The 24,101-nt window shown below is 38.8% G+C and carries 25 protein-coding genes and 1 other RNA gene; 10 read left to right on the plus strand and 16 right to left on the minus strand.

Annotated elements, in window-relative coordinates:
- Positions 1-6: 6 nt before the first annotated feature.
- Positions 7-3,225: a LysM peptidoglycan-binding domain-containing protein gene (gene mltD, locus F931_RS13245; RefSeq protein ID WP_016141848.1), complete on the minus strand. Its 3,219-nt coding sequence runs from the start codon at positions 3,223-3,225 to the stop codon at positions 7-9.
- Between the two features lie 233 nt (positions 3,226-3,458).
- On the opposite strand from mltD, the gene dnaQ reads away from it, so the two are divergent.
- The 3 genes from dnaQ to nudC all read left to right on the plus strand — a co-directional run bounded on the left by dnaQ (position 3,459) and on the right by nudC (position 7,355).
- Entirely contained in the window at positions 3,459-4,838 is a 1,380-nt protein-coding gene (dnaQ, locus tag F931_RS13250) for a DNA polymerase III subunit epsilon (protein ID WP_016141849.1), read from the plus strand.
- Between the two features lie 130 nt (positions 4,839-4,968).
- On the plus strand, positions 4,969-6,612 hold the full coding sequence (locus F931_RS13255) for a hypothetical protein (protein ID WP_016141850.1): 1,644 nt from the start codon (positions 4,969-4,971) through the stop codon (positions 6,610-6,612).
- The gene (gene nudC, locus F931_RS13260; protein ID WP_005070517.1) at positions 6,612-7,355 is read left to right on the plus strand and encodes an NAD(+) diphosphatase; all 744 of its coding nucleotides are present in this window, start codon (positions 6,612-6,614) and stop codon (positions 7,353-7,355) included. Before F931_RS13255 ends, nudC begins: the two co-directional genes overlap by 1 nt.
- Before the next feature lie 28 nt (positions 7,356-7,383).
- On the opposite strand, the gene afmiD is transcribed toward nudC, so the two are convergent.
- The 3 genes from afmiD to F931_RS13275 all read right to left on the minus strand — a co-directional run bounded on the left by afmiD (position 7,384) and on the right by F931_RS13275 (position 9,440).
- A complete protein-coding gene (gene afmiD, locus F931_RS13265) occupies positions 7,384-8,247 on the minus strand; it encodes an alpha/beta hydrolase (protein ID WP_016141851.1) in 864 nt (287 codons plus the stop codon).
- 3 nt (positions 8,248-8,250) lie between these two features.
- Positions 8,251-8,958 (minus strand): BON domain-containing protein, encoded by a 708-nt coding sequence (locus tag F931_RS13270; RefSeq protein ID WP_016141852.1) that lies wholly within the window; start codon positions 8,956-8,958, stop codon positions 8,251-8,253.
- Between the two features lie 80 nt (positions 8,959-9,038).
- The gene (locus F931_RS13275) at positions 9,039-9,440 is read right to left on the minus strand and encodes a YraN family protein (RefSeq protein ID WP_016141853.1); all 402 of its coding nucleotides are present in this window, start codon (positions 9,438-9,440) and stop codon (positions 9,039-9,041) included.
- Between the two features lie 207 nt (positions 9,441-9,647).
- Here F931_RS13275 and rsmI point away from each other — a divergent pair, with 207 nt between their 5' ends.
- A complete protein-coding gene (rsmI, locus tag F931_RS13280; RefSeq protein WP_016141854.1) occupies positions 9,648-10,484 on the plus strand; it encodes a 16S rRNA (cytidine(1402)-2'-O)-methyltransferase in 837 nt (278 codons plus the stop codon).
- Between the two features lie 2 nt (positions 10,485-10,486).
- On the opposite strand, the gene iciA is transcribed toward rsmI, so the two are convergent.
- Positions 10,487-11,377 (minus strand): LysR family transcriptional regulator ArgP, encoded by an 891-nt coding sequence (gene iciA / locus F931_RS13285; RefSeq protein ID WP_016141855.1) that lies wholly within the window; start codon positions 11,375-11,377, stop codon positions 10,487-10,489.
- Between the two features lie 110 nt (positions 11,378-11,487).
- Between iciA and F931_RS13290 the strand changes: the two genes are divergently transcribed.
- Positions 11,488-12,090, plus strand: a complete 603-nt coding sequence (locus F931_RS13290) for a LysE/ArgO family amino acid transporter (RefSeq protein ID WP_016141856.1) — start codon at positions 11,488-11,490, stop codon at positions 12,088-12,090.
- 50 nt (positions 12,091-12,140) lie between these two features.
- On the opposite strand, the gene F931_RS13295 is transcribed toward F931_RS13290, so the two are convergent.
- Positions 12,141-12,785: a cation efflux transmembrane domain-containing protein gene (locus tag F931_RS13295; protein ID WP_016141857.1), complete on the minus strand. Its 645-nt coding sequence runs from the start codon at positions 12,783-12,785 to the stop codon at positions 12,141-12,143.
- Positions 12,786-12,850: 65 nt separating this feature from the next.
- On the opposite strand from F931_RS13295, the gene F931_RS13300 reads away from it, so the two are divergent.
- Positions 12,851-13,252, plus strand: coding sequence for a Cd(II)/Pb(II)-responsive transcriptional regulator (locus tag F931_RS13300; RefSeq protein WP_016141858.1), 402 nt, complete (start codon positions 12,851-12,853; stop codon positions 13,250-13,252).
- 37 nt (positions 13,253-13,289) lie between these two features.
- Here F931_RS13300 and F931_RS13305 read toward each other — a convergent pair whose 3' ends face one another.
- The 5 genes from F931_RS13305 to F931_RS13325 form a co-directional block, all read right to left on the minus strand.
- Complete coding sequence (locus F931_RS13305; protein WP_002117665.1) at positions 13,290-13,541, minus strand: hypothetical protein; 252 nt, start codon at positions 13,539-13,541, stop codon at positions 13,290-13,292.
- A gap of 207 nt (positions 13,542-13,748) precedes the next feature.
- On the minus strand, positions 13,749-14,981 hold the full coding sequence (gene ubiF, locus F931_RS13310) for an FAD-dependent monooxygenase (protein ID WP_016141859.1): 1,233 nt from the start codon (positions 14,979-14,981) through the stop codon (positions 13,749-13,751).
- Positions 14,978-16,186, minus strand: coding sequence for a 2-octaprenyl-6-methoxyphenyl hydroxylase (ubiH, locus tag F931_RS13315; protein ID WP_016141860.1), 1,209 nt, complete (start codon positions 16,184-16,186; stop codon positions 14,978-14,980). Before ubiH ends, ubiF begins: the two co-directional genes overlap by 4 nt.
- A 31-nt stretch (positions 16,187-16,217) precedes the next feature.
- Complete coding sequence (pepP, locus tag F931_RS13320) at positions 16,218-17,540, minus strand: Xaa-Pro aminopeptidase (protein ID WP_016141861.1); 1,323 nt, start codon at positions 17,538-17,540, stop codon at positions 16,218-16,220.
- Positions 17,541-17,607: 67 nt separating this feature from the next.
- Complete coding sequence (locus tag F931_RS13325; RefSeq protein ID WP_005802891.1) at positions 17,608-18,237, minus strand: UPF0149 family protein; 630 nt, start codon at positions 18,235-18,237, stop codon at positions 17,608-17,610.
- 64 nt (positions 18,238-18,301) lie between these two features.
- On the opposite strand from F931_RS13325, the gene F931_RS13330 reads away from it, so the two are divergent.
- The 3 genes from F931_RS13330 (at position 18,302) to ssrS (ending at position 19,518) form a co-directional block, all read left to right on the plus strand.
- Positions 18,302-18,862, plus strand: a complete 561-nt coding sequence (locus tag F931_RS13330) for a hypothetical protein (RefSeq protein ID WP_016141862.1) — start codon at positions 18,302-18,304, stop codon at positions 18,860-18,862.
- On the plus strand, positions 18,859-19,143 hold the full coding sequence (locus F931_RS13335; protein WP_016141863.1) for a cell division protein ZapA: 285 nt from the start codon (positions 18,859-18,861) through the stop codon (positions 19,141-19,143). Before F931_RS13330 ends, F931_RS13335 begins: the two co-directional genes overlap by 4 nt.
- A 190-nt stretch (positions 19,144-19,333) precedes the next feature.
- Positions 19,334-19,518, plus strand: a non-coding RNA gene (ssrS, locus tag F931_RS22100) — 6S RNA.
- Here the strand turns inward: ssrS and F931_RS13340 are convergent.
- The 3 genes from F931_RS13340 to F931_RS13345 form a co-directional block, all read right to left on the minus strand.
- Positions 19,517-19,837 carry a hypothetical protein gene (locus F931_RS13340; protein ID WP_016141864.1) on the minus strand — a complete coding sequence of 107 codons (321 nt, stop codon included), beginning with the start codon at positions 19,835-19,837 and terminating at the stop codon, positions 19,517-19,519. The genes ssrS and F931_RS13340 overlap by 2 nt on opposite strands.
- 93 nt (positions 19,838-19,930) lie before the next feature.
- The gene (locus F931_RS22105; RefSeq protein ID WP_016141865.1) at positions 19,931-20,044 is read right to left on the minus strand and encodes a hypothetical protein; all 114 of its coding nucleotides are present in this window, start codon (positions 20,042-20,044) and stop codon (positions 19,931-19,933) included.
- Between the two features lie 111 nt (positions 20,045-20,155).
- Positions 20,156-20,500, minus strand: coding sequence for a hypothetical protein (locus F931_RS13345; protein ID WP_016141866.1), 345 nt, complete (start codon positions 20,498-20,500; stop codon positions 20,156-20,158).
- 241 nt (positions 20,501-20,741) lie between these two features.
- Between F931_RS13345 and F931_RS13350 the strand changes: the two genes are divergently transcribed.
- Positions 20,742-21,326: a 5-formyltetrahydrofolate cyclo-ligase gene (locus F931_RS13350; RefSeq protein ID WP_016141867.1), complete on the plus strand. Its 585-nt coding sequence runs from the start codon at positions 20,742-20,744 to the stop codon at positions 21,324-21,326.
- Between the two features lie 98 nt (positions 21,327-21,424).
- Here the strand turns inward: F931_RS13350 and tpgA are convergent, their stop codons facing one another.
- Together tpgA and F931_RS13360 are read right to left on the minus strand one after the other, a co-directional pair.
- Positions 21,425-22,204 (minus strand): trimeric autotransporter adhesin/peptidogylcan-associated protein TpgA, encoded by a 780-nt coding sequence (gene tpgA / locus F931_RS13355; protein WP_016141868.1) that lies wholly within the window; start codon positions 22,202-22,204, stop codon positions 21,425-21,427.
- Between the two features lie 57 nt (positions 22,205-22,261).
- Positions 22,262-24,101, minus strand: a 1,840-nt coding sequence (locus tag F931_RS13360; protein ID WP_016141869.1) for a YadA-like family protein, incomplete at its 5' end; no start/stop codon positions are given.

Below are 24,101 nucleotides of genomic sequence, written 5' to 3' on the forward strand. Positions count from 1 at the left end.
ATTATTTTATAAATTAGGCACTTTAATTACATCACCAATGCGAAGCTGAGTAGAAGGCGTTAAATTATTCAGCTCAGCCAAGAAATTGGTTTCTAAACCATATTTGCTAGCAAGGCCAATTAATGTATCACCACGCTTCACTTTGTATTCCACAACAGTTTTTGGAATCACAATATTCTGGCCGCGCTGTAAATTAGCATTCGCTTTTAATGCATTCATTTCAGCAAGTTCGCGCACTGAAATACCTGCACGGCTCGCAATACTATTTAAAGACTCACCAGATTTCACAGTATATCTTTCAGTGTTTTTACCAGCCGCAACTGTTTTAGTTGAAGACTTAGTATCTACTTTAGCTGTTTCTACTGTAGGTACATCACCTGTTAGCTTTAAACGTTGCCCTACACGAACGCTACTGGTACGTGAAAGACCATTTAATGAAGCAAGGTAATCCAACTGTAAGTGATAACGGTTAGCGATATTACCTAAGCTATCACCAGATTTGACTGTATAAGTTTCTGGTGTTTCTTCTTTGGTATTTTTAGAAGCTTTGCTTGGTTCTTCTTCTTCCACTGTACCTGTGAGTTTTAAGCGTTGACCAGCGCGTAAGCCAGCCGTACGAGACAAACCATTTAAGTCAGCCAAATAGCTAGTTTGCAAATTATATTTACTCGCAATCGCATTTAAACTATCACCAGACTGTACAACGTATTGTTCAGGAACACTTAAGCCTGCTGGTACTTTTAACGTTTGACCAAGCTGTACATGGCTATTTGCTTTTAAGTTATTTAACTCGGCTAACTCAGCTAGGCTAATTTTTGATTTGGTTGCAATACTCGATAAAGTATCACCACGTTGTACTTTATAGCCTTCTGTTTTATAAGAAACATTTGCTGACGCTTTCTCAGTTTTAGTAGAGGTCTTAGTTTCAGCTACTTCATCTACAGTAATATCTTGTGTAGGCACATTAATTTTTTGGCCGACCAACAAATTACTACCTGCCGTTAAACCTGGGGTTAACTCAGCAAGTTCCTGATTCGAGAGCGCATAACGATCTGCAATTAATTTCAAGTATTCACCACGCTTCACAGTATAGCTCTTAGTTGCTATACGTTTTGCACTTGCCTGAACTGCTTTTGGCTCGGCTTTAGTACTTGAGCGGCTATTCTTTGGTTCTTTTAACTGTAGTTTTTGCCCTACAAATAAGCCATCTGTCACTGATAAATCGTTATATTCAGCCAATTGTCTTACTGACAAATTAAACTGGTTTGCGACACCACTTAAGCTATCGTTAGCCTGAACCACATATACATCAGGTTTAGCTGTGCTTTTCGAAGTCGTTTGAGTTTCTTGTGGCTTAGCGTCATAAAGATAAAGTGTTGAACCAACATATAACGTTTTTTCAGGGTCAATCTGGTTCCACTTCGCAACATCGCGCCAGTTTACGCCGTTTTTCATCGCGATAACGGCTAAAGTATCACCCGGTAAAACTGTATAGGTACTACGTTTACCTTTAGGCTGCACAACCACTACATCTGTATCAGTTTTAATGTAAGGCTTATCTTTATTGCGCTGGCCATCTTCAGAGTTAGCTACAGTCACGTCTTCAGCTAAAGTTTTTGGATATGCAAAACCTTTACTTACTTCTTTACCTTGTTGCTCTGCAACCGATTGGCTCGTTTGAATCGCAGTTAACTTAATTTTGCCGTCATAAGGATCAACAATTTCCGTTCCTTGTGGGGCAAGAGCTTTCAACTCAGCAACCACCTGATCTTTTTCAGCCTGTGTTGGTTGTGGCTCTAAAGCTTGCTGAACTGTTTCTTTCTCACCTTCAGCTCGAACTGCCGCTAAAATCTTCTCACGCTCTGCAGCCGAGATTGGTGGCTCCGTCTTCACTTGCTTAATGTTTGCCGCTGGTGTCACAGCGACAGGAATACGTGGAGCACTCGGTACATCAGCCGAAGCTGCAAACGCGGCTAAAGCATCAGACCCGCGAGGTGTTGAAGTTTTTACTGTGCTAGAGCTGCTTGTTGTTTTAGTAGGTGTTGACGGTTTAACAGGTTGAACCTGATTTGCAGGCGTTGTCTTAATTGTTACCGAGGTTGAAGCACTTACATCTGGCTTAGATGGTGAAGTCACATTTGCCCACCAGCCTGAACCGCCACCCGATTTAAGACGTTTTAATTTATTGTCAATTGAAGGACTTAAATCTGCTGGAATCAAGATACGCATTGGACTTGCAGGGTCTACCATTTCACCACGATATCCTGGGTTTAATGCATAGAGTTCCGAACGGCTTAATCCAGCTACAGAAGCAATTTCGCTTAAAGATAAAGGCGCAGATAAAGTCACTTCACGGAAATGGGGTCTATTTGCAATTGGTGGTAAAGAAATACCGTAAGCTTTTGGGTTTTTAATAATTTGGGCAACAGCCAAGAAACGTGGAACATAGTTCATGGTTTCTTGAGGTAATTTTAATGACCAATAATCTGTTGGTAGACCAGCTGCCTGATTTCGATTAATCGCCTGTTGAATACGTCCAGGACCTGCGTTATAGGCTGCTAAAGCGAGTTCCCAAGAGCCGAATTGGTTATATAAGCTTCCTAAAAACTCATACGCTGCACGGGTCGACTCAACAACATCACGACGACCATCATACGTACCTGTTTGCTTTAAGCCATAAATACGACCAGTACTCGGAATAAACTGCCATAGACCTGCTGCCGCTGCACTACTTGTTGCAGCTGGGTCATATGAACTTTCAATTACAGGTAATAATGCAAGTTCTGTCGGCAATCCGCGGCGTTCAGCTTCTTTGACTGTATGATATAAATAACGACTTGCGCGAGCACTTAATCGATCAAGGTAAGGCTGACGAGAAATAAACCAACTACGCTGAGCTTCAATACGTGAATCCCAATGGTTTAGATCCATTTTGAAACCCACAGACATACGCTTCCAGACATCACCGTGCTTTAAAATAAGCAGACGGTCACCCTCTACAGCACGCATATCAGTTGCTGAAAGTAAGTCTTCCAACGAATCAAGACTACTCGCATCTAAATAACCTGCACCACTGACCTGTTTTGATTTTGAGGTTTTTGCAGATTGCGGAGTCGATGAACAGCCTGTTGTAATACCCAACGCAGCTAACGCAGAGCTAAGTACGGTAATTTTGAACAATGATGCTGCAGATGGCTGCCACACAAATGTGGTTGGTTTATACATAAAAACTTCCAAACAACTCGCGTAATATTTTTTTGGGGTCTGCCCACAAACCCTGGGTCTTCGATGCCATTGTAGTAAAGCATGCAAGATAGACAAGGCAATAATTTAATGTCATTTGCATGGAAATGTTACAAGAAATTAAAAAAACCTTGCTTTGATACGATGGAACCGAACTTTTTGCGTATACAATACACCATATTCAGTTCTTTTTCTTTTAGTTTAGGTTTCGATTTATGTCTCAAACAATCACACTGTATGTTGATGGTGCATGTCGTGGCAATCCGGGTTTAGGTGGTTGGGGCGCATATGTCATTACTGAGCAGGGTGAACATAAATTATTTGGTGGTGAGCCTAATACGACCAATAACCGTATGGAACTCACTGCTGCCATTGAAGGTGTTTCATTTTGCCCAGCCGATGCTCACTTAATTATCTGGACAGATTCAAATTATGTGAAGCAAGGTATTACTGAGTGGATTCATGGCTGGAAAAAGAAAAACTGGAAAGATGTAAAAAATCCTGACCTTTGGCAGAAATTAGATGCTGTCTGTGCAGGTAGAAATATAGAGTGGAACTGGATTAAAGGCCATGCAGGACATCCGGGCAATGAAATGGCAGACCAGTTAGCTAATTTAGGTGCAGACAAAACTGCTAAAGAACTCAAACAACCACAGCCTGCCACTGTACCGCAAGATATAAAAAAGCCTGAACAGGACTGGTTACTAGACGACCCTTTCGGATTTGATCTGGTAGAAGTAACTGAAGAGGAAAATATTCACCTTGAGGCAGCTGAAGAAGTTGAGATGATTATTGAAGATGAAGAAGTTATCGAAGTTGAAACTGCCGAGCAAGAAAGTAAGCAGCTAAGCAAAAATATTCATCCTCAAATCGTTGTGACCGAAGCCAAATTAAAATTACAAGGTCCTCGCCAACTGATTCTCGATACGGAAACCACTGGTTTTTATTTCCAAGATGGCGACCGCATTATTGAAGTGGGCGCGATTGAGATGATTAACCGGAAACTTACCGGTAGCTCAATTCATATTTATATTAACCCACAAAAACCAGTGGGAGATTCAGAAAACGTCCACGGGATCAGTGATGATTTCTTAAAAGATAAACCGCTCTATGCGGATATTGCAGATACCTTGTTTGATTATCTCAAAGGTGCAGAGATTATTGCCCATAACGCAACCTTCGATATGAACTTCCTTGATATGGAGTTTAAACGCGCAGGACTTCCTGCGCTTTCTGAAGTGTGTGAGGTAACGGATACTTTAGCTTTAGCGAAGAACAAACATCCAGGACAAAAAAACTCTCTTGATGCGCTCGTAAGACGTTATGAAATTCCGGCACGTGACCGTACTTTCCACGGCGCATTACTCGATGCTGAAATTCTTGCTGATGTTTATTTAGCAATGACTGGTGGTCAGGTTTCTTTTGATATAGATGCCTTATCTCAGAGTGAAAATAGCCAGCAAACAACCAATAGAAGCAGAGTTCAAATTGACCTTCCTGTAATTTACCCTTCTGAGGAAGAATTAAATACACATGAGACTTGGGTCAAAGAATATGAGGAAAAACACGGAGAACCTTGCCTTTTTGCAAAATAAATTTTTGATTCTTTAGTGTTTTTAGCTTTTCCCCTTTGCAAGTTAAGTTATATTAGTCGCATAGATTTTTAGCTCAATTTAATGAGCACTACGAATATAACAATTGATTTTTTTGCAAAGGGGAACGTTTATGTCTGAGCATACGTCGATTCATTTCGATCCAACAGCCTTACTCATCATTAAACATGAAATTGATCGTTCAATAAAACTGGTTGAAGGTGCTGTAAGTACCTTAATTGAAGAACAAACTCTCCCTTTTGGTATTGATGATGCATTAGAACAGTTTAAGCAATGCACTCAAGTACTACGCTTAATTGATATCCCCTATCTTGCAAAAATCACTCAGTATTCAACTGAGTTGATGCAAAAAATTATTGCAAATCCAGCACAAATTAATACTGATGATGTCGTTGCCTTAAGCGAAGGCACGACCATGGTAAAACGTTATATTGAATTTATCTGTTTGCGCGAAATACAAATTCCACAGTTTCTTCTTACGACCTTAAATAATTTAGAATTAGCTTTAAATAAACCACTCACTACATCAGGACAGGCTCTTGTTCCCTTACTTGCAGATACTTCGCTCGAACTGCCTTCGCCTGAAATATTAATTAGTGAAAAAACTCAGTTCATCCATCAACTCTATAAATTATCTCTACATCAATTTTTAAAAAAGACAGCTTCAACCCAAAATTTTCAAGCCTTTAAACTTATTGCAACCTATTTGGTTAGCATGGCGAACACTCAGCCAAGCCAACAATATTGGCAGCTCGTCAATTATGCTTTTAACCATATTGATGACCTACCTTTAAATGATCCACGCCTACGTGTACTCATTAATATCGAAAGTCAGATTGGTCAGTTCTTAGCAACTCCGGAAACTTTCAAGCCTGATTTAGCTGCACTTGCAGATATTTTAAATATTTTCATCGCTCAAGAAGATGAGATTGCCCACCATATTCGTAACCAACTTCATATTGGTGATGAAACACCAACAGACACTCAACTACTCGTTTTAAGTCGCCATCTTTTTGGTCCTGACTTTGACACGATGCACACCGTCAGCCAATTAATCTTGGATGAAATGAATAAGGTGCGGAACGATATTGAGTACAACTATCAAAATATGTCGTCTGAAAAAGCACAGCAACTCCAAGCGAGCCTTTTACAGCTAGCTTATACCTTTAAACTTCTTAATCTAGATGACGCCTCATCTGCACTTTCTCAGCAAGCTAGCAGCTTAAATCAACTCAATATTTTAAGTGATGAGAACTATGCGCAGCAGCTGATGAACAGTATTTTGTCGGCCATGAACTCAATTGGTATTTTAGTACGTCAATTCACCTCAAATCGTTTACAACTTAATGTGAACAATACGGATATTTCTTTAGACCGTCTTGATGAAGCACACCAAGCCTTGCTTATTGAGACAAAAAATTTAATTGATTTTATCTGTCAAAGTCTTACTTTGTATGCAAATGATCAGACACAAAATATTGAAGCACTTGCAGGTTCGTTAAAAGAGTTAGCGGGTGCAGCCGAATTTTTAGGAAGCACGATTCAACAACAAGCTTTACTCCAAACTGCTCAATTTGTTCAAGAGCAACTTGAACAAAAACAGCCTTTTAATACTAACCAAATTCACTGTATTTTTAATGTATTAGCAGGTATTGACATGTTAGTTGACAATTTAAAAAATAAACAACCTGTTCTACAATCCATGTTTAATGTAGCATTGTCGAGTAGTCAACAACTTCAAAAAAAGGCAGCTTAATGTCTGAATTATCACTTGCTTATATTTTCCATCATCAACAATTACTGGTTGACCAGAACCTTCAATTACCCAAAGTCGAAAAGTTAGCAAGTGATTTACTTTTCACTCATGACGAGCAGGTCATTGCGCGTGACTTGCTTGCTGAGGAACCTATTCCCGAAGGCTTACAACTTGTCCCAATTCGCCAGCTTATTACCAGTTGGTCGAAAGAACAGTTTTTGCAAGCGAGCCGAGCTGTTCAATTACTTGAATGGCGACGTAACCATAAATTTTGTAGCCACTGTGGACATCCGACAGAAGTTCATCCAACCGAATATGCGATGGTGTGCCCTTCTTGTCGCTATCACCAATACCCTCGTGTAAACCCTTGCATTATTACCGTCATTACTCGTGGTGATGATGAAATCTTACTAGCGAAGTCAGTTCACAATAAAACCAACATGTATGGTTTGATTGCAGGTTTTGTTGAGGTGGGTGAAACACTTGAAGAAGCAGTACAACGTGAAGCTTTCGAAGAAGTCGGTTTAAAACTCAAAAATATTCAATATATGTCAAGTCAGCCTTGGCCATTCCCAAGTAACCTTATGGTAGCTTTTCGGGCAGAATATGAGTCGGGTGAAATTAAGCTTCAAGAAGAAGAAATTGCAGATGCACAATTCTTCAAAATTGATCAATTACCTGAGATTCCATTTAAAGGAAGTATTGCTCATTCAATGATTATGCAGATTACCCAAGCTGGGTAATCTGCTGTGTTTTAAACGAGACTTTCGTTTAAAACACTTCTTCAAGAAAATGTAAGATCGTTCTTTTCGTTCTGAAATAATGGCTAATAAAACTAGAAAGACTGGCTAAAATTGTAATATGGCCAGTTTTAGGAATCACGGCTATATGGCTGTGATTTCCACTTTGTCTTAATGCGCGATCCAAATCTAATGTATTTTCTTTGCCGACAAGTTGATCATTTTCAGCCATGAGCAAGTAATGTTTAATACTATTTTGGTTGACGAAATAGTATGGCATCACCTCTTGATAAGAAATACTTTGATCAAAAGCATCTTCAGCTAGTGGGTCACCCTTATAATCAAAATGATAAGGTCCAGCTAAACCAAAAATTGCCTTAATATTGCCTAAACACTGAATAGGGTTTGGTTTTGGATGATAAACAGCAGACATGACATTAAATGCCCCTGCCGAATGCCCCATAAGTACAATATTTTCTGTAGAGATTTCCAGCTTTTCTTGGTTTTGATGTAAATAATTCAATGCCTGAGTCAAGTCATCAACAAAACTTGGAAAAATATTTTTAGGCGCTAATTGATAGTTAATAACTGCAACGTCATAACCTTCTTTAGCAAATGTTTCGCCAATAAAAAGATAATCTCGCTTATTACCATGCTGCCAAGCACCACCATGTACAAAAACGATAAGCGGCTGATGTGCTAGTTTTTTAACAGATCGGTAAATATCCAAACGGTGACGCGGTTTTAAACCATAACGGACATTGGCAACCTGTTCAAAACCATCTTTAGGCGTAAAACGGTTTAAAGCAAAACTCCCCAAATCATAAAGGCGGAACTCTTTATAAAGAGTTCGCGCCTGTTCAATTTTGCTTTGTAGTTGTTCAATCAGATTCATATATTACTGTGCATTCGAAGCTGGATCTGTTTGGTCAGGATCAATTGCAACAGGAGTTTGAACTGTTGGTTGAGCAATGACGTTATTAATAACCGGAGTAGCCGTTGCACTTGCAGTACTCGCTGCTGGTGCAGGCGCTAAGTCAACGTTATCAATTAAAGTAACAATTTTAGTTACGTTACCCACATTTTGTAAGACGCTATTCAAATCATTAATTTCAGCAGTATTTAAACGTCCCATGACATAAAGTACGCCGTCTTCGGTATGTACGAGAACCTTACTATCAGAAACTACAGGTGCCTTCATTAAAAGCGCACGTGTATTGGCAGTTACACCCGCGTCTTGCATAATCGTGTTGTAGCTGACTTTATTACCAACGGTAATGTAGTTATGTACAGCTTTCACATCGCTCATGGCTTTAAGATTATCTTCTGCCAATTGTTTTAAATATGGGTCTGGCACTTGTCCTGTTAATAAAACAGTACTGTGGAAGCTTTCGATATTAATACGTGACTGCTTAAAGCGCTGATCAAGTTTATAAAGGTTGATATTTGCTGTACGTTTAATTGAAGAGTCAATGAACACTTGGCCCAGACTGCGGACACCGCTGTCTGTTCCGACTGGAGCTGTGCCTGTTCCACCAGAAATAAAACTTGCGCAACCCGATAAACTTGCGACACAAAGCATTGTTACAGCAATACGGTTTAACACTCCACCAGACTCCTATCAATCTTTTCTTGGCTTGATCATAAAGCATCAGACTTAAATTTGCTCAAAAGAGTAATGAACTCTTAATCCAAAGTAAATGCATTTTCGATCCATTGCAGATCATAATGGAATTTTGAAAAGTCTTGCTGTACTGTTTTTGCAATTTTCTGTGGAAAATCAAAACAAATCACATCAAAACGACAATAAAATTCCTGATAAGATGGATAGCGCTGTAAAAAACGCATCGCAGTTTTGATAATTTTCTTCTGCTTTGTCCATGTCACCATTTCACAGGCTTGTCCATAATTTCCTATAGTACGTGCCTTTACCTCCACAAAAACCAGTTCTTGTCCTCTTTTAACAATCAAGTCTACTTCACCACGGCGTGAATAGTAGTTGCTGGTCACCCATACATAGTTCTGTGCTTGTAACAGGTTTAATGCCGTTTGTTCTGCCCATTTACCTAACTGCTGTGCTAGTAACATTTTTATCTTCCCCAAGTTAAAAGTAGCATCACATATTTTTATGCTTAAGTTTTTGTTAAATCTATCTGTATTTTCTGACTTAAATTGAACAAATGAAAATCATTTCATTTTCGAAAAGCCAAGGTTAGCAGACATTGTTCACGCCCAAATCATAATTTCGGGTAAACTACCCGATTAAAATTGTTTATCTGTACGGAGTAAAACCAAATGAGTGCTCAGTTATTCGTTGTAGCCACCCCAATCGGGCACTTAGATGATATGACTTTCCGTGCAATTGATATTTTAAAATCAGTTTCTATTGTAGCTGCCGAAGATACACGTCAATCAGCACAACTATTTAAGCACTATAATATATCGACTCAACTTACTGCGTGTCATGATCATAACGAAAGCAATAAAATTGAGCAGTTAGTTCAAAGATTACTTGCGGGCGACAATATTGCTTTAATTAGTGATGCAGGTACGCCGCTTATTAGCGACCCTGGTTTTAAATTAGTTCGTGCTGCTCAAGAACATGGTATTAGAGTTGTGCCTGTGCCTGGTGCATGTGCGGCAATTGCTGCTTTAAGTGCAGTTGGTTTACCAAGTGACCGTTTTAGTTTTGAAGGCTTTTTACCATCAAAAGCTTCTCAACGTATTTCTCAATTAGAGAAACTCAAAAATGAAACTCAAACCTTAATTTTTTATGAAGCACCACACCGTATTTTAGAATGTGTAAAAAATATGGCAGAGGTATTGGGTGAAAATCGCCCAGTTGGTTTCGCACGTGAAATCACTAAAACCTTTGAAACGATCAAAAAAATGACCTTAAAAGACTTGGTCAGCTTTATTGAAAACGACCATAACCAAGAAAAAGGTGAAATTGTACTTGTAGTTGGCGGCGCACCAGAAAAAACAGATCTTGAACAAGAAAAACTAGATGAGCTTTTAAAACGCTTACTTCAAGACTTATCAGTTAAAGCAGCATCTCAACTTGCTGCCGATTTAACAGGTATTAAGAAAAAAGTTGCTTATCAACGTGCGCTTGAGTTAACCCAATCTTAAACTTATCTCAATATTTGTTTTGCTGACTGAACAATCGTTTCAGTCAGTGCATCAAGTTGCTTCGACTGCCTTTTCCAATGATGCCAATATAAAGGAATATCAAGTTGAGCCTCAGGCATAATATCAACAAGTGTTCCGTTTTCTAGTAATGGTTGAACCTGTAGCTCGGGCACCATGCCATACCCTAAACCTAGTTGAATTGCTTTAACGAAAGCATCTGTCGCTGGAATAAAACTATAAGGATAACTTTGCATCGGTAAACCGTATCCTTTTAATAAAACCTCCGAATGCATTAAATCTTTATGGTTAAAAATAACTGCCGGCGTTTTTCTTAAAGCTTCTCGGTTAATTCCACCACTAAACCACCGGTTTACAAACTCGGCCGATGCCAGCATTTTATAGCGCATTTTACCAAGAAGCTGAGCTAAGCAACCCGCCATAACTTGCTCTTCTGCTGTAATACATGCATTGACCTGTCCCGTTTCAAGCAAAGTATGTGTGTGAGATTGATCGTCAATTTTTAGTTCTAATACAATTTTTTCTTTAAAAAGCGTTTGCTGAATACATGGTAAAAGCCAAGTGGCTAATGAGTCTGCATTTGAAGCCAAAGCAATTTTATAAAATTCAGATTCGGAAGATTTCCCCATTAAACCTTGTAATAAATTTTGCTCCATCAGTCTGGTATGACGTAAATGTTGCAATAAAGTTTGCCCTGCTTGAGTGAGTACGCAGGGACGCCCACGTATGATTAGGATCTGCCCTAAATATTTTTCTAAGGCCTGTACACGTAACGATACTGCCGACGGAGTAATATATAAATGCTCACCTGCTGCATCAAAACTCCCTACTTCTGCTACAGCCAGAAAAGCTTCACATTGTTTACTATCGAGCATATCAAACCTAAATTATTTTTAGCCAAACCTAAATATTCTTAATTTTACTTATTTTTTAATAAAAAGACAGATAATTCCCCCATCTGATTTTTTCAAACTTACTTATTGTCATGTTATCTCTTAGTATATTTTTTAAAGGTTTCGGAATTGGTAGCGGGCTTATTGTCGCCATTGGAGCTCAAAATGCTTTTGTTCTAAAACAGGGTCTGAAACAACAATACGTATTTTGGCTATGTTTAATTTGTGCATTGTCTGATTCGATTCTAATCGCTTTTGGTGTATTAGGTTTTGCCGAAATCATGACTGCATCACCAATCCTAATTACTGTTGCCAAATATTTAGGGGCAGCGTTTTTATTAGTCTACGGTGCAAAAGCATTCTATGCTGCATTTAAAACTACCCAAGGCATGGAGCTTGATAACGGTCAAAAGCAGACTTTAACCCAAGCATTAGTGACCTGTCTTGCCTTTACTTGGCTTAACCCCCACGTCTATTTAGATACTATTGTTTTGATTGGTTCTGTAGCAACCCAGCTAGAAGATAAAATTAGCTTTGCTTTAGGCAGCATTCTTGCTTCTTGGATCTTCTTTTTCAGTCTAGGTTATGGTGCAAAATTATTGAAGCCGTTATTTACCAATCCTAAAGCTTGGAAAATTTTAGATTTCATTATCGGGTGTATTATGTGGTGTATTGCCCTAACACTTTTGTTTTAATGGCTTAAAAGTAAAAAAGGATCCTATAAAAGATCCTTTTTTATTGCTCTTTATGATGCTTCACTGCCAAGCACAACTCTTGCCTGTTTTCTTTCTTGCTGTGACTGTTTTATAACAGCGTAGCCGGAGGATACTCCCAAGTAAGCAATGACAAAGGCAACCAATAAATCGGGAAATACACTGCCTGTTCCAAACACTCCAACCGCCGCTAAAATTACAGCAATATTGGCAATTGAGTCATTTCGACTACACAACCAAACAGAGCGCATATTGGCATCACCATCACGAAATGCATAAAGCATAAGGGCGACAGAAACATTAGCAATTAAGGCTATTACTCCAATTGCCCCCATGACCATTGGTTCCGGTGGAACTCCATAAAAATATGACCAGACCACTTTCGCAATGACAAAAACACCGAAAGCTGCCATCGTTATTCCTTTAAGTAGTGCCGCTGTCGCACGCCAATATAAACTCATCGAAAGAACGACTAAAGATAATGCATAGTTTGCTGCATCTCCGGCAAAATCTAATGCATCTGCCCAAAGTGAAACAGATTGGGCTTTGTATCCTCCCAAGATTTCAACCACGAACATTAAGGCATTAATTACAAGCGCAATCCATAACGCTTTTCTAAAACGTGGACTGACTTTCTTGGTAGGAGAGCATGTTGAAGCACAACCACATCCAGCCATTTTATTTCCTCAAAAACTCTTTTATAGTGATTAAAAACCCTTGAGTAACTCCAGAGTCAAGTCTTATGAGTCTTTCTATTGGTCAATTATCAAAAAAAGCGGGTATTCCAATTGATACGATCCGTTATTACGAAAAAGTAGGTGTGCTGGACCGCATTCAGCGCTCAGAAAATAATTATCGTGTTTATACGGAGCAAACTCTTGCGGACCTTTTATTTATTAAGCATTGCCGTGAATTAGATATTTCTCTCAACGATATTAAAACGCTAAAAGAAATGAAAGCTCAACCGAAACAGGCGTGTACGGAAGTTGATAATTTGGTGAATAAATACTTAATTGAAGTATCTGAAAAAATCGAACGATTATTACTTTTAAAAGAATCTTTAATTGATTTAAAACAGCACTGCTCTACCAATCGAACAGTAGATGAGTGTGGGATTTTGAAAGAACTTCAAAGCGCTCCTTAAAAATAAAAAAGCATCACTCTTGTGATGCTTTTTAGAATTAATGGTCACTATGCTCATCTGGAGGAACTTCGGTAATTCTTCCCCCTCGAGCTAGAAATGCGGCAACTTCATCTTCCAACGCTTGGCGCTGTTTTTGTTTAGCAGTCACAGTCAGCGTTTCTGCCTCCGCAATGTCAGTATCATTAATACTGCTTGCTTCTTCATCAGCTGCACCGCTTTCGGCCGCTTTCGCTTCATCTTCATCTACAGCAGAATCTTCTGCATCTTCATAATCATTGATATCTGACATTTCACACTCCCCACAATGACTTTTATTGCATCATCGCTATGGTCCCAAGACCTCAGAAATTTAGCAATCTCTTTGCATTTAGCAAAGAGCCAAAATGGTCAAATCCGTAGTTTTTTTGACCGAATTGGTAATGATATATAAATGATTGTTTAAAAAATATCTACTGATATTTTTTTAGACCAGTAGAGCATAAACTACGTAATTATTTTAACGACTATACTGGGTGTTTTGTAAAGCCCCTAAACCATTTGCTTGTTGCATAAAACGCTCCTTTAGGAACGAAATTTGTTCAACTTGCTTGAGTCCCATATTTCGAACCCAAATAAATGGAAATAGCTCACTACTTTCCAGCCAACCAATTGCTGACATGCTATGCATCATTGCATCATTCTGGCCTTTACGGCGATGTTCATAACGCAACAATGTCTGTTCATTTGCCCATACACCACGTGCTAAGTCATGTAGTAGTGCATCACAGAGTACAGCTGCATCTAGACAGCCAATATTTACCCCTTGTCCAGCAAGTGGATGAATAACATGTGCTGCATCTCCAATTAAAGCTAATCCAGCTTTAACATATTGTTTTGCAGCGCGAGCTTTAAGCGGGAATTGTGCTCTTGAACGAACATCTAACACTTCACCTAACATATGCTGGCTTTCTCGAGTTAAAAGCTGCATAAATTCATGATCGGTTAAAGCTGAATATTCATCGGCATAATCATCAGGTAGTGTCCAAACAATGGATTGCCAGTATCCATTGTCATTTTCTTCAAGGCTAGCCATCGGCAAATATGCTAAAGGCCCGGTCGGTAAGAAAATTTGGCGAGCCACATAATTGTGGGGTTTAGATGTTTTAATGGCACAACTAATCGCTGCTTGCTTGTAATCTAATACGTCTAGATCAATAAAAGCCTGTTCTCGTACAAATGAATTGGCGCCATCAGCACCAATAAGCAGCTTAGTTTTAAGTGTAGTGCCATCTGCCAATTGAATATGCCAACACCCCACACCCTGCTCAATACGAGTCACACGAACCTGAGTGCGATAATCTGTTAGTTGCTCAAGCATTTTTTGTTGAATAGCAACATTCAATACACTTGGCTCAACCATAGAACCCAAGGACTGCTCCGGCATTGGTCTTTGTATGGACTCATGACCAAAATTAATTTCACCATAGCCATTCAGATTCCACACCTGCATGCCCGTATAAGGCATTTGACGTGCCAGATCATCCCAAACATTGACTGTTTTAAGTAAATGAATGGTCGCTTGGCTGAGGGCTAAAACACGCGGGTTCATCACACTCAGTGTCTTTTCAACATCTAGTACAGGAGCAGCATCAAGCACAGTAGGCTGTACACCGCCTTGGGCAAGCAATAAAGCAGTTAAACCACCAACCAGTCCACCACCAACAATGACAACATCTAATATTTCACTCATGCTTTTAGCCCCATTGCATAGTTCGCTACCAGTGGCTTAACCCCCGGAATGACATCAAATGCAATTAATCCCGTATTACGAATTAATTTTAATAATGGATTTTGGTTACTAAAACCACGAACGACAGTATCACAGAACTTAATCACTCGTTGTTGGTCTGACAAACGAGCTTGTTCATAGGCAAGTAAATTATCAGGGTTACCAATATCATCAGAAGCGGTTAGCTGGTTCACTAAATAACGCACCAAAACATCCGCATCACGTAAGCATAGGTTAAAGCCCTGTCCTGCAACAGGATGGATTGTATGCGCTGCATTACCCATTAAAATAACGCGACCTACAGCTTGTTTATGTGCAAGCACTTGCGAAAGTGGATAACTAAAACGTTTGCCGGTTTTTTCAAATTTACCCGCTCGGTCACCGTAAGTTTGTTGTAAAGCATTTAAGAAGTGCTGATCATTTTCATCGCCTAGCCATTCATCTTCAGTGCCTTTTTTTACAGGCCATACAACTGAACGGCGATATTCACCTGGTAAGGGCAATAAAGCTAAAGGGCCTAATGCACTAAAACGCTCAAAACCTACTTGTTCATGAGGTTTTGAGGTCTGAACGGTCGTAACAATTGCAACCTGATCATAATCATGAACATCAACACCGACGCCAATTGCCTGACGACAAAAAGAGTCACGTCCATCTGCTGCGATTAGTAGTTTTGACTCAAGTTTTAAGACTTCTTCTCCACGCTTGGCTTCAATATGTACTTGTTCAGCATCTTGAGTTAAAGCAGTCACCTGTACGCCATCAATCAGCTCAATCAAAGGCTGCTGACGTACTTGAGTCAATAAAACACGGCCAAGCCAAGCATTTTCAATCACTTGCCCAAAGCTTTCGACTTTTTCTTGTTCTGCAATTAAGCGCGCCTTACCAAAACTACCTTGTTCAGTAATGTGAACTTGTAGAATTGGAGTCGCATGTTGCTGTAATGCATCCCACAACCCCAGCTTTTGGTAAATCTGTACACTACGACGCGATAAAGCGGTATTACGCGCATCAAAACTAGAGTGATAAGGAGCAACATTTTGATCATCATAGTTTGGGTATTTCACAGCCTCTAACAGCTTTACTGCAATATTAGCCTTCGCCAGCATGAGTGAAAGGCTAAGTCCAACCATTCCCCCACCTACAATAATCACTTGTTGTTGCATCGAGTTGTGCTCCTTTGGCGAATACGTTTAATTATGATTTAGCTTGCGCCATTAAATGTTCAATATCTGCAATATTTTTAACTACATCAGCAGTTAAAACTCGTGGACCTTTCGATGTTGCGACTACATCATCTTCAATACGAATACCAATACCACGCCATTTTTTATCTACAGTTTCATCGTCTGGTGCAATGTATAAGCCTGGTTCAACGGTAACGACCATACCTTCTTCATATTGACGCCAGTCTTCACCTTTTTTGTAAGATCCGACATCATGTACATCCATACCTAACCAATGGCCTGTACCGTGCATATAAAATTGACGGTATGCTTCGGTTTCGATGAGTTCGTTAACATTCCCGTTGAGCAAACCTAAATCCACTAAGCCTTCGGTTAAAATTTTAACTGCTACTTCATGGGGCTCACGGTATGAATTACCAATACGAACTGCATCAATGGCAGCGTATTGGGAAGCCAATACAACTTCATATAATGCTTTTTGCTCAGCACTAAACTTACCATTTACCGGAAAAGTACGGGTAATATCTGACGCATAGAATTCATATTCACATGCAGCATCAATTAAGACCAAATCACCATCTTTGAGTGGTTGGTTATTTTCAACATAATGCAAAATACAAGCATTGGCGCCGCCACCGACAATACTGTTATAAGACGGGACACAGCCATTTTGCCCAAAAATATAATTGAGTTCGGCTTCAAGTGCATATTCCATCATACCTGGACGCACCATTTGCATCGCACGGGTATGTGCCTTGGCACTAATTTTTGAAGCAATTTGCATCAGCTCAAGTTCTTGTGGTGACTTGATTAACCGCATTTCATCAACAATACGGTCGAGCTGAATCAGTTGAGCCGGAGCACCTTGATGTCGGTGCTCAGCATCTGCTTTTTTAATCCACTGACTTACCCGTGCATCAAATGCAGCATTTTGCCCAATCCGATAATAAAGACGCTCTTTATTTAATAACTTTTCAATAATTTCTTCATCAAGCAGATCAATTGCATAGGCTTCATCTGCATCATAGTCTTCAATCGCGCCATCAATTCCGGCACGGTAACCATTCCAGATTTCCATCTCGCGGTTACGTTCACGGCAGAAAAGGCTATAACTATAGTCAGTTACATCCTCAAAGGTTTCAATAACTGCAACTGCTTCAGGCTCAGCAAAGCCCGTCAAATAGAAAAAACTACTATCGGCACGGAATTTATAATCCGCATCACGATTACGGTACATCTCCTCACGCGTTGCAATAATTGCAATACTGTTAGGACCCATTTTTTCTGCCAGACGGTCTCTACGATGTTGAAAATCAGCTTGAGGCAATTTCATAATGATCTACTTGATTTAGAATTTTAAAGTCAAAAAATAAAATACAACCAATAACACATCGCCTCAATTAGCTTGGGCGATGTGGTGTGAACATTTCTACAATATTCTGATCTGTACCTAGAGCAGCAGTTTTACTTTTTGCATGAAAGTTTTTCAATAAAGAACTTTCAGCTACAGTGATTTTTTTTCTGCCAATAGACAAGCTTACAGGGATTAAGCGTACAAATTCATACAATTCTTCGTAACTGCTTTCGCCTTCCTCATCATTGTCAGAATCTTCAAATTCGACTGCTGCAACATCTTGAAGGTGTTCGATCAATTCGCGTTCATCACCGCGCACATGACCAGATGCTAAACCGAAACCTAATACAACACCCGCACACCAATCAGATAATGCTTGCACACGCTCTTGAAGTAGATGTTCATCGTCTGGAAGCATTGGTAGATAATCTAATTCGTCTTCCGATAAAGCATGAACTACATCTTCTGCTTCGTCAGTTAAAAGCGCTAAAGCATCTTCACTTAACTCTGGCACATTAAGGGTTGTTAAAATTTGTGACCATTCTTCACGCGTAGGCGCTTCTGTCACACAAACAATACCTGTTAACAGACCATGTAACTCACTAGGGCTTGAAATTTCTTCAATTCCTTCAAAATGAGCGTTCCAATCTGTCCAGCCTGAAATATCGTCTTGCATTCGTTTATCCAATCTCTATACTTTGTATATATTACCTTTGATTGCAATTCTGTGCGACCTCGTTATGTTAGAACAATTACAGCGGCTACAAGCGCATATTAGCGTTTTAAAAACACGCTTACATCATTTAGAGAGTGAACATGCGGCCCTCTCAGAAGCTAAAGAACTGGCTGAAACAGAGCATCACGCACAAGTTGTGCAAAAAAATAGTATTATCACTAAAAAACAAGAGGAAATTGAATCGGTAACTGAGCAACTCACTCAGTTAAAAGGCCAATTTCAACAGTTGAATCAAGATGCTAACACACTTGCTGAACGTTATAGCCGATTAGAAAAGAGCACGACTGATTTAAAAAATCGTTTTCAGGAAATTCTTGCAGAACGCAATGAATTACGTGTTGCAAAAGAAAAGTTACAAGCCCACCAGCGTCAAACCCAGCAAGAGCTGCATGATTTACAACAAGATCGTGATCGTTTGTTACAAAAAAATGAGCTTGCCAAATCAAAAGTTGAAGCGATCATTCAACGTTTGGGAATTTTAGGCACCGCTCAAGATCAACATGCCCAAGAAATCCAGCAGCTTGCCCATCCTAATGCTGAAACTGGTGAGGAGACCCAATCATGAGTGAACAAGTCATGGTAGAGCTTAGGCTGATTGAGCAGACTTTTAGACTCGCTACTACCGCAGATAAAAAAGATGAACTTGAACGTGCAGCACAGCTACTCAATGAGAAGTTTAATGATATGCGCCGTAGTGCCCCACGTGTTGAGCACAACAAACTAGTCATTATGGTTGCCCTACAGTTAACTCAAGAAGTGCTGAGCCTTAATAAATCTTTGCAGGAATACACTCATTGCGAACGCCTCTTGCAAACAATTTTAGAAGAAGTTGAACAAGTAGTTTAATCAACTTCTATCAATACAAAAATGCCTTGTATTCTAAAACATAGATGCAAGGCATTTTTATTGAGAGTAAAACTCCAGTTGAATATGATTTTCTGTACTCTAATGTACAAAGCTTCATCAAACGCAAACTAAGTTTACAGTTCCATAAACTCAAGTGATTGCCATCAGGGTCAGATCGGTTATACTTAAGCTATCTCTGGGATGTTCGCCAGCGGGTCTATTCCCCTGCCGATACTTAAACTTATGGATTGCGTTCTGTATATTTAGAGTGTATGCCTACCTTCGAGTAGGAAACCCAGCAAGTATACGTCGCGTCCACCTTGAACTCATCGGGTTCAGGGTAACGACACATGCAGCGGCATCTTCGGAGCATTTATTTTTCATTGTTGTTCAAGCACTGTTCATACCAAGCTGTTTGAAAATCTTCTATTGCTTTTCTTTTAAAGAAACCAGTTTTAAATACTTTGGCAGAATAAGCAGAATTAATTAAATCTTGATAAAGTTGTTTTGCTTCTGGATCTTCTAAGCCATTCGCTATTTGCTGCAAGTCTTCAGATGGAACTTTTTGTTGACGTGCCTCCATCACAGTATAAGCAACCTTTCTTACTACATTGCAAATTTGCGGATCACTTACCGTTTCATCCGCATAACAACCACAAGCCAAAAAACTAAGAAAAAATAATTTAAACTTCATACACCTACCTTATTTTTATAGCTTTAAATTAATTAGAGAGTCTTATTAACAAAAAAGAAATAGTGATTTGATCACTATTTCTTTGAAAGAGTCTTATACGGGATTAATTACATAAAAATAAATAACAAGACCCACTAAAACAGTTGATGCAATCGTTAAATAGGTTCCAACCGTGTTAAAACTCTGTAAGAACTTTAAGATTTCCATATCTTGATCCCCAAACTATTACTTATTTAAGACAAAAGAAAATTTATCATAAGTCAATAATGCCAATCAATTCACACTTATCGGATTTTTTGAGATAAAACTCAATTAAATTTATTGATTACATTTAATCCCGAAAGCATCCTTATAGTAGTCAGTTGCACTTTTCAGATCAGATAACAACTTTTCTTCAGTATAAGGTTTAGGCGAAATTTTTATTAAAGCGGGCATGTATTGAGTTTTATAAACCTCAGGATAGTCATGACATAAAATTTTGACCTTAACGTCTTGAGGTGTATTTGGGTTATCTAACTGATCTAAAAACTCTCCGATTTTACGATCTGACTCTTCAAATTGGGCTTTATAATCAACTTCCGCTGCTTCAGGTTCTGCTTGTTTTGTACAGCCACCAAGTAGCATTAAAGTGCTGATAGTAAGGGTTAGAATTTTTAACTTCATAGGCTTAGTAATGCTGCAACAATCTTTTAAATATACTTAACCTTATTAAATGTAAAGAAATACTGGTAATACGTAAAGAAATAGAAATTTTTACCTTTAAATAGAATGTGTCAGTTCACTTTATGAATATTAATCCAATGAATTTAAGGTGCTTTTCTAATTACTCTTCTATTTCCGTAAAGCTGTCAAAAAATAGGTATAATTTTGCACGACTGATCTCTAATTTCTTTAGATTTACCCCATGAATGAACTCAGCTTTATTAGAAAAAATTTAAGATCTAAAAGACGTTCTTTAACTTCATTTGAACAAAAACAAGCTCAGCTTGGTGTTCTTCATCATCTCAATATCCTTCCTATTTTTCATACTTCAAAAAAAATTGGCCTATATTTACATGCCTTTGGTGAGGTTCACACAGAGCTTCTCATAGATCTATGTTTTAAAAAGAATAAACAAGTTTATTTACCGATGATTTGTTCTATGAATCAAAAATTAGTTTGGGTAAAAATATCTAAAAACCAATATATAAATCGACGGTTTTCACACCATCCATTAGGTATGAAAGAACCTATGGCAAGTAGAGCAAAGCATGTGTCTTCTCTTGATTTATTACTTATGCCACTTTTAGCATGCGATCAATATGGTACGCGTATTGGTATGGGTGGTGGTTATTATGATCGTACCTTGGCTACTGCAAAACATCGGCCTTATCGCTTAGGAATAGCTCATCAATTTCAACTTATTGAACATACTCTAAAACGCCAAAGTTGGGATCAACCCTTAGATGCTTTACTCACCCCTCAACATATTTATTATTTTAAAAGATAATATTTATATGAAAATTAAAATTAGTCTTAAATTTTTCGTGTTTCTAAAATCATAAAAGTAACCACCCTAAGGATGGTTACTTCTACGTGACAGACCGTTTACCAAGTAATGTTAACACGTCTATTTGGTGCTAAACACTGAATGAGTTTTGCATTATTGTTACCTGAACACTGTTGGTATAAATCGGTCTGGCTATTTGCCCGAATTTGAATACGATTCGGATCTATCCCCTGTTGAACAAGTAACTTCGCAATCGTATTTGCACGCTGTGATGACAATTGATGGTTGTAACTAAATTTACCTAATGGGTCAGCAAAGCCAGAAACAATAATCGGCTTCATTGATGGGCTTTTTTTGATCTGTTCAGCAACTTTCTCAAGGTTATTCGTGCTTTGATCAATCGCTTTAGCATCAAAACGATCAAAGGCAAATAATACACTTGCTGTATGTTCGCTTATTAAATTAGTCTGTACTGGCATTTGGTTATTTTCACCCCAAGCCATCAAACCTTCACATGCTTCACCCTTCCAAGATAAACGTTCTGCTAAATATTGTTTATCAAAATCAATACGCAACTGACAGCGTTGGTATTGCTTACTTTTAGGGACACGAATATCTAACACATAGTTCCAAACTTTTACCGCAAATACCCCTTCGCTAAATTGTGGATTTCCTAATAAAGCTCGAATTTGATCTTTATTTAATCCTGAATCTAAGCGCGCAACATCTTGGTATTCATAGCGCTTTACTTGCTTAAGGTAACTTTTTTCGATAGCTGGGAATTTAATTTCCTGTTGTTGAGCTGGCTCATTTGCAGAAGTTACCACTGAGAAACCAGCAAGAGTTGCCATCACTAAGCTTTGGATTGTTTTGTTCATCTCTTTACTCTCTTTATATGTTGACTAGGGAGAGGCGTTGCTCTCCCCACCAGTTTCTTAGTTAATGACACCACTGATACCAACACGAACACTTGGTTCACCTTGTGAAGCTGCTGCAACACCACCCGTAATTGACCAACGACCATTGTCGGAAGTCTTACGTAATGTCACACCAACTGCATTTTCACCACCATGATATGCAGCACCCACTGCATAAGTATATTTACCTGCAACGAATGGTGCATTTTCTAAAGCCATAGCTGCAGCAATACCGGCATTGGCTTTTTTCTCAACATCATCAATACGTTTATTGGTGTCATAGAACACTTGTTGTAACTGGTCACCCAAGTTATTAATTTTATTACCAAGGTCTTGATTCGACTGGTTTAATGTGCCAATCGCATCATTAATATTGTTCTTACCAGTACCACCAATATTGTTAGTAGTGATTGAGCCATCTTTAGGATCAATCGTGGTATTTCCACCAATACTATTCTTGATGCTTTCAGAGATTTTATGGATTTGCCCACCATTTACAGCTTGGTTAGAATCCTTTTTAATTTCTCCATTTTTTACACCCTGTACAACACGGTTACCGTCTTTTCCAGCCATGTTAACGCTAGTACCACCGGTGTCTTTACCAACAGTAATTTCACCATTTTGTGTTTGCTGTTGAACCAGACCAGATTTACCTTTAGAGATGTTGTCAATATTGTTCTGAATGTTATTAATGTCAGTCGAATTTTTATCGACTTGTTTCTGAACATTCCATAATTGCCCACCATTAACCGCATCTTTAGAGCCTTTTTCGACTTTACCTTCAGCAACATTCTTCAGGCTGGTACCTTTATCACCACCACCTAAAGTCACTGAGTTTTTATCGACATTGCCATTTTTATCTTTGTCATATTGGATAGCCTGATCAGATAGTTTGCCAACATCTTTGCCGATTTGATCTTTAACATCGTTAATCTGTTTGTCTAACTGACCTTTGTTCACGGCATCTTTAGCATTTACACCATCTGCAACATTGGTAATTTTCTTACCGCCTGCATCAATGCCATTAACTGTAATGCTTGGGCCACCTTTGATGATTAAACCTTGTTGGTTCAAGACATGACCACCGACATTTACACTGTCGAATTTCACATCTTTAAGCATTTCAATTTTCACGCCATCTTCAGTTGTACGGGTAATAATGTTTTCACCGGTCGTTTTATCTTCAGCAGTTTTCGCATCAGCCCCACCAACAATATTTATGGTGTCGCCCAATTTACGATGCACAGCCTTACCATTGGTTGCCTTTTGATCATTTGCACCAAAGTTAAGACCTTTATTCGCCAGATCATTTACGCCATTAGTCACTTTGTCATCTACAGACTTAATTGCATCATGAACCGTGTTTTTACCCGTTCCACCAATATTCTGGGTAGTAATACTGCCATCGGGATTAACAACCGTATTCCCACCCATACTATTTTTGAGGCTGTTAGAAATCTTATGAACCTGACCGCCATTCACAGCATCTTTAGAATTTTGCGCGATTACACCATCAGCTACATTCGTAATTTTCTTACTACCAGCATTAATGCCATCTTTGGTGATACTCGGACCATTCTTAATGGTTAAACCATTATTATTGAGTACGCTATCACCAGTAGTCACGCTATCTAAAGTTAGATCTTTCTTCGTTGAGACTTCATAGTTTGTACTACCATCTTTATTAATAGTTTCTTTTACGACAAGGTTATTGCCTTCAGATACCGTGCTTTTTGCTTTAGTTGCAGTATTTTTAACTTCACTAATTGCATCATTAATATTGTTTTTACCTGTTCCACCAATATTATTGGTAGTCAGGCTGCCATCCGGATTAACAACCGTATTTCCGCCAATACTA

The sequence above is a fragment of the Acinetobacter pittii ANC 4050 genome, from assembly GCF_000399685.1.
In the GTDB taxonomy this organism is placed as follows: Bacteria; Pseudomonadota; Gammaproteobacteria; order Pseudomonadales; family Moraxellaceae; genus Acinetobacter; species Acinetobacter pittii_E.

Bases quoted from the DNA above. Each gene is read 5' to 3' on its own strand.
- mltD (WP_016141848.1), bottom strand. From the start codon at position 3,225: ATGTATAAACCAACCACATTTGTGTGGCAGCCATCTGCAGCATCATTG.
- dnaQ (WP_016141849.1), top strand. From the start codon at position 3,459: ATGTCTCAAACAATCACACTGTATGTTGATGGTGCATGTCGTGGCAAT.
- F931_RS13255 (WP_016141850.1), top strand. From the start codon at position 4,969: ATGTCTGAGCATACGTCGATTCATTTCGATCCAACAGCCTTACTCATC.
- nudC (WP_005070517.1), top strand. From the start codon at position 6,612: ATGTCTGAATTATCACTTGCTTATATTTTCCATCATCAACAATTACTG.
- afmiD (WP_016141851.1), bottom strand. From the start codon at position 8,247: ATGAATCTGATTGAACAACTACAAAGCAAAATTGAACAGGCGCGAACT.
- F931_RS13275 (WP_016141853.1), bottom strand. From the start codon at position 9,440: ATGTTACTAGCACAGCAGTTAGGTAAATGGGCAGAACAAACGGCATTA.
- rsmI (WP_016141854.1), top strand. From the start codon at position 9,648: ATGAGTGCTCAGTTATTCGTTGTAGCCACCCCAATCGGGCACTTAGAT.
- iciA (WP_016141855.1), bottom strand. From the start codon at position 11,377: ATGCTCGATAGTAAACAATGTGAAGCTTTTCTGGCTGTAGCAGAAGTA.
- F931_RS13290 (WP_016141856.1), top strand. From the start codon at position 11,488: ATGTTATCTCTTAGTATATTTTTTAAAGGTTTCGGAATTGGTAGCGGG.
- F931_RS13295 (WP_016141857.1), bottom strand. From the start codon at position 12,785: ATGGCTGGATGTGGTTGTGCTTCAACATGCTCTCCTACCAAGAAAGTC.
- F931_RS13300 (WP_016141858.1), top strand. From the start codon at position 12,851: ATGAGTCTTTCTATTGGTCAATTATCAAAAAAAGCGGGTATTCCAATT.
- F931_RS13305 (WP_002117665.1), bottom strand. From the start codon at position 13,541: ATGTCAGATATCAATGATTATGAAGATGCAGAAGATTCTGCTGTAGAT.
- ubiF (WP_016141859.1), bottom strand. From the start codon at position 14,981: ATGAGTGAAATATTAGATGTTGTCATTGTTGGTGGTGGACTGGTTGGT.
- ubiH (WP_016141860.1), bottom strand. From the start codon at position 16,186: ATGCAACAACAAGTGATTATTGTAGGTGGGGGAATGGTTGGACTTAGC.
- pepP (WP_016141861.1), bottom strand. From the start codon at position 17,540: ATGAAATTGCCTCAAGCTGATTTTCAACATCGTAGAGACCGTCTGGCA.
- F931_RS13325 (WP_005802891.1), bottom strand. From the start codon at position 18,237: ATGCAAGACGATATTTCAGGCTGGACAGATTGGAACGCTCATTTTGAA.
- F931_RS13330 (WP_016141862.1), top strand. From the start codon at position 18,302: ATGTTAGAACAATTACAGCGGCTACAAGCGCATATTAGCGTTTTAAAA.
- F931_RS13335 (WP_016141863.1), top strand. From the start codon at position 18,859: ATGAGTGAACAAGTCATGGTAGAGCTTAGGCTGATTGAGCAGACTTTT.
- F931_RS13340 (WP_016141864.1), bottom strand. From the start codon at position 19,837: ATGAAGTTTAAATTATTTTTTCTTAGTTTTTTGGCTTGTGGTTGTTAT.
- F931_RS22105 (WP_016141865.1), bottom strand. From the start codon at position 20,044: ATGGAAATCTTAAAGTTCTTACAGAGTTTTAACACGGTTGGAACCTAT.
- F931_RS13345 (WP_016141866.1), bottom strand. From the start codon at position 20,500: ATGAAGTTAAAAATTCTAACCCTTACTATCAGCACTTTAATGCTACTT.
- F931_RS13350 (WP_016141867.1), top strand. From the start codon at position 20,742: ATGAATGAACTCAGCTTTATTAGAAAAAATTTAAGATCTAAAAGACGT.
- tpgA (WP_016141868.1), bottom strand. From the start codon at position 22,204: ATGAACAAAACAATCCAAAGCTTAGTGATGGCAACTCTTGCTGGTTTC.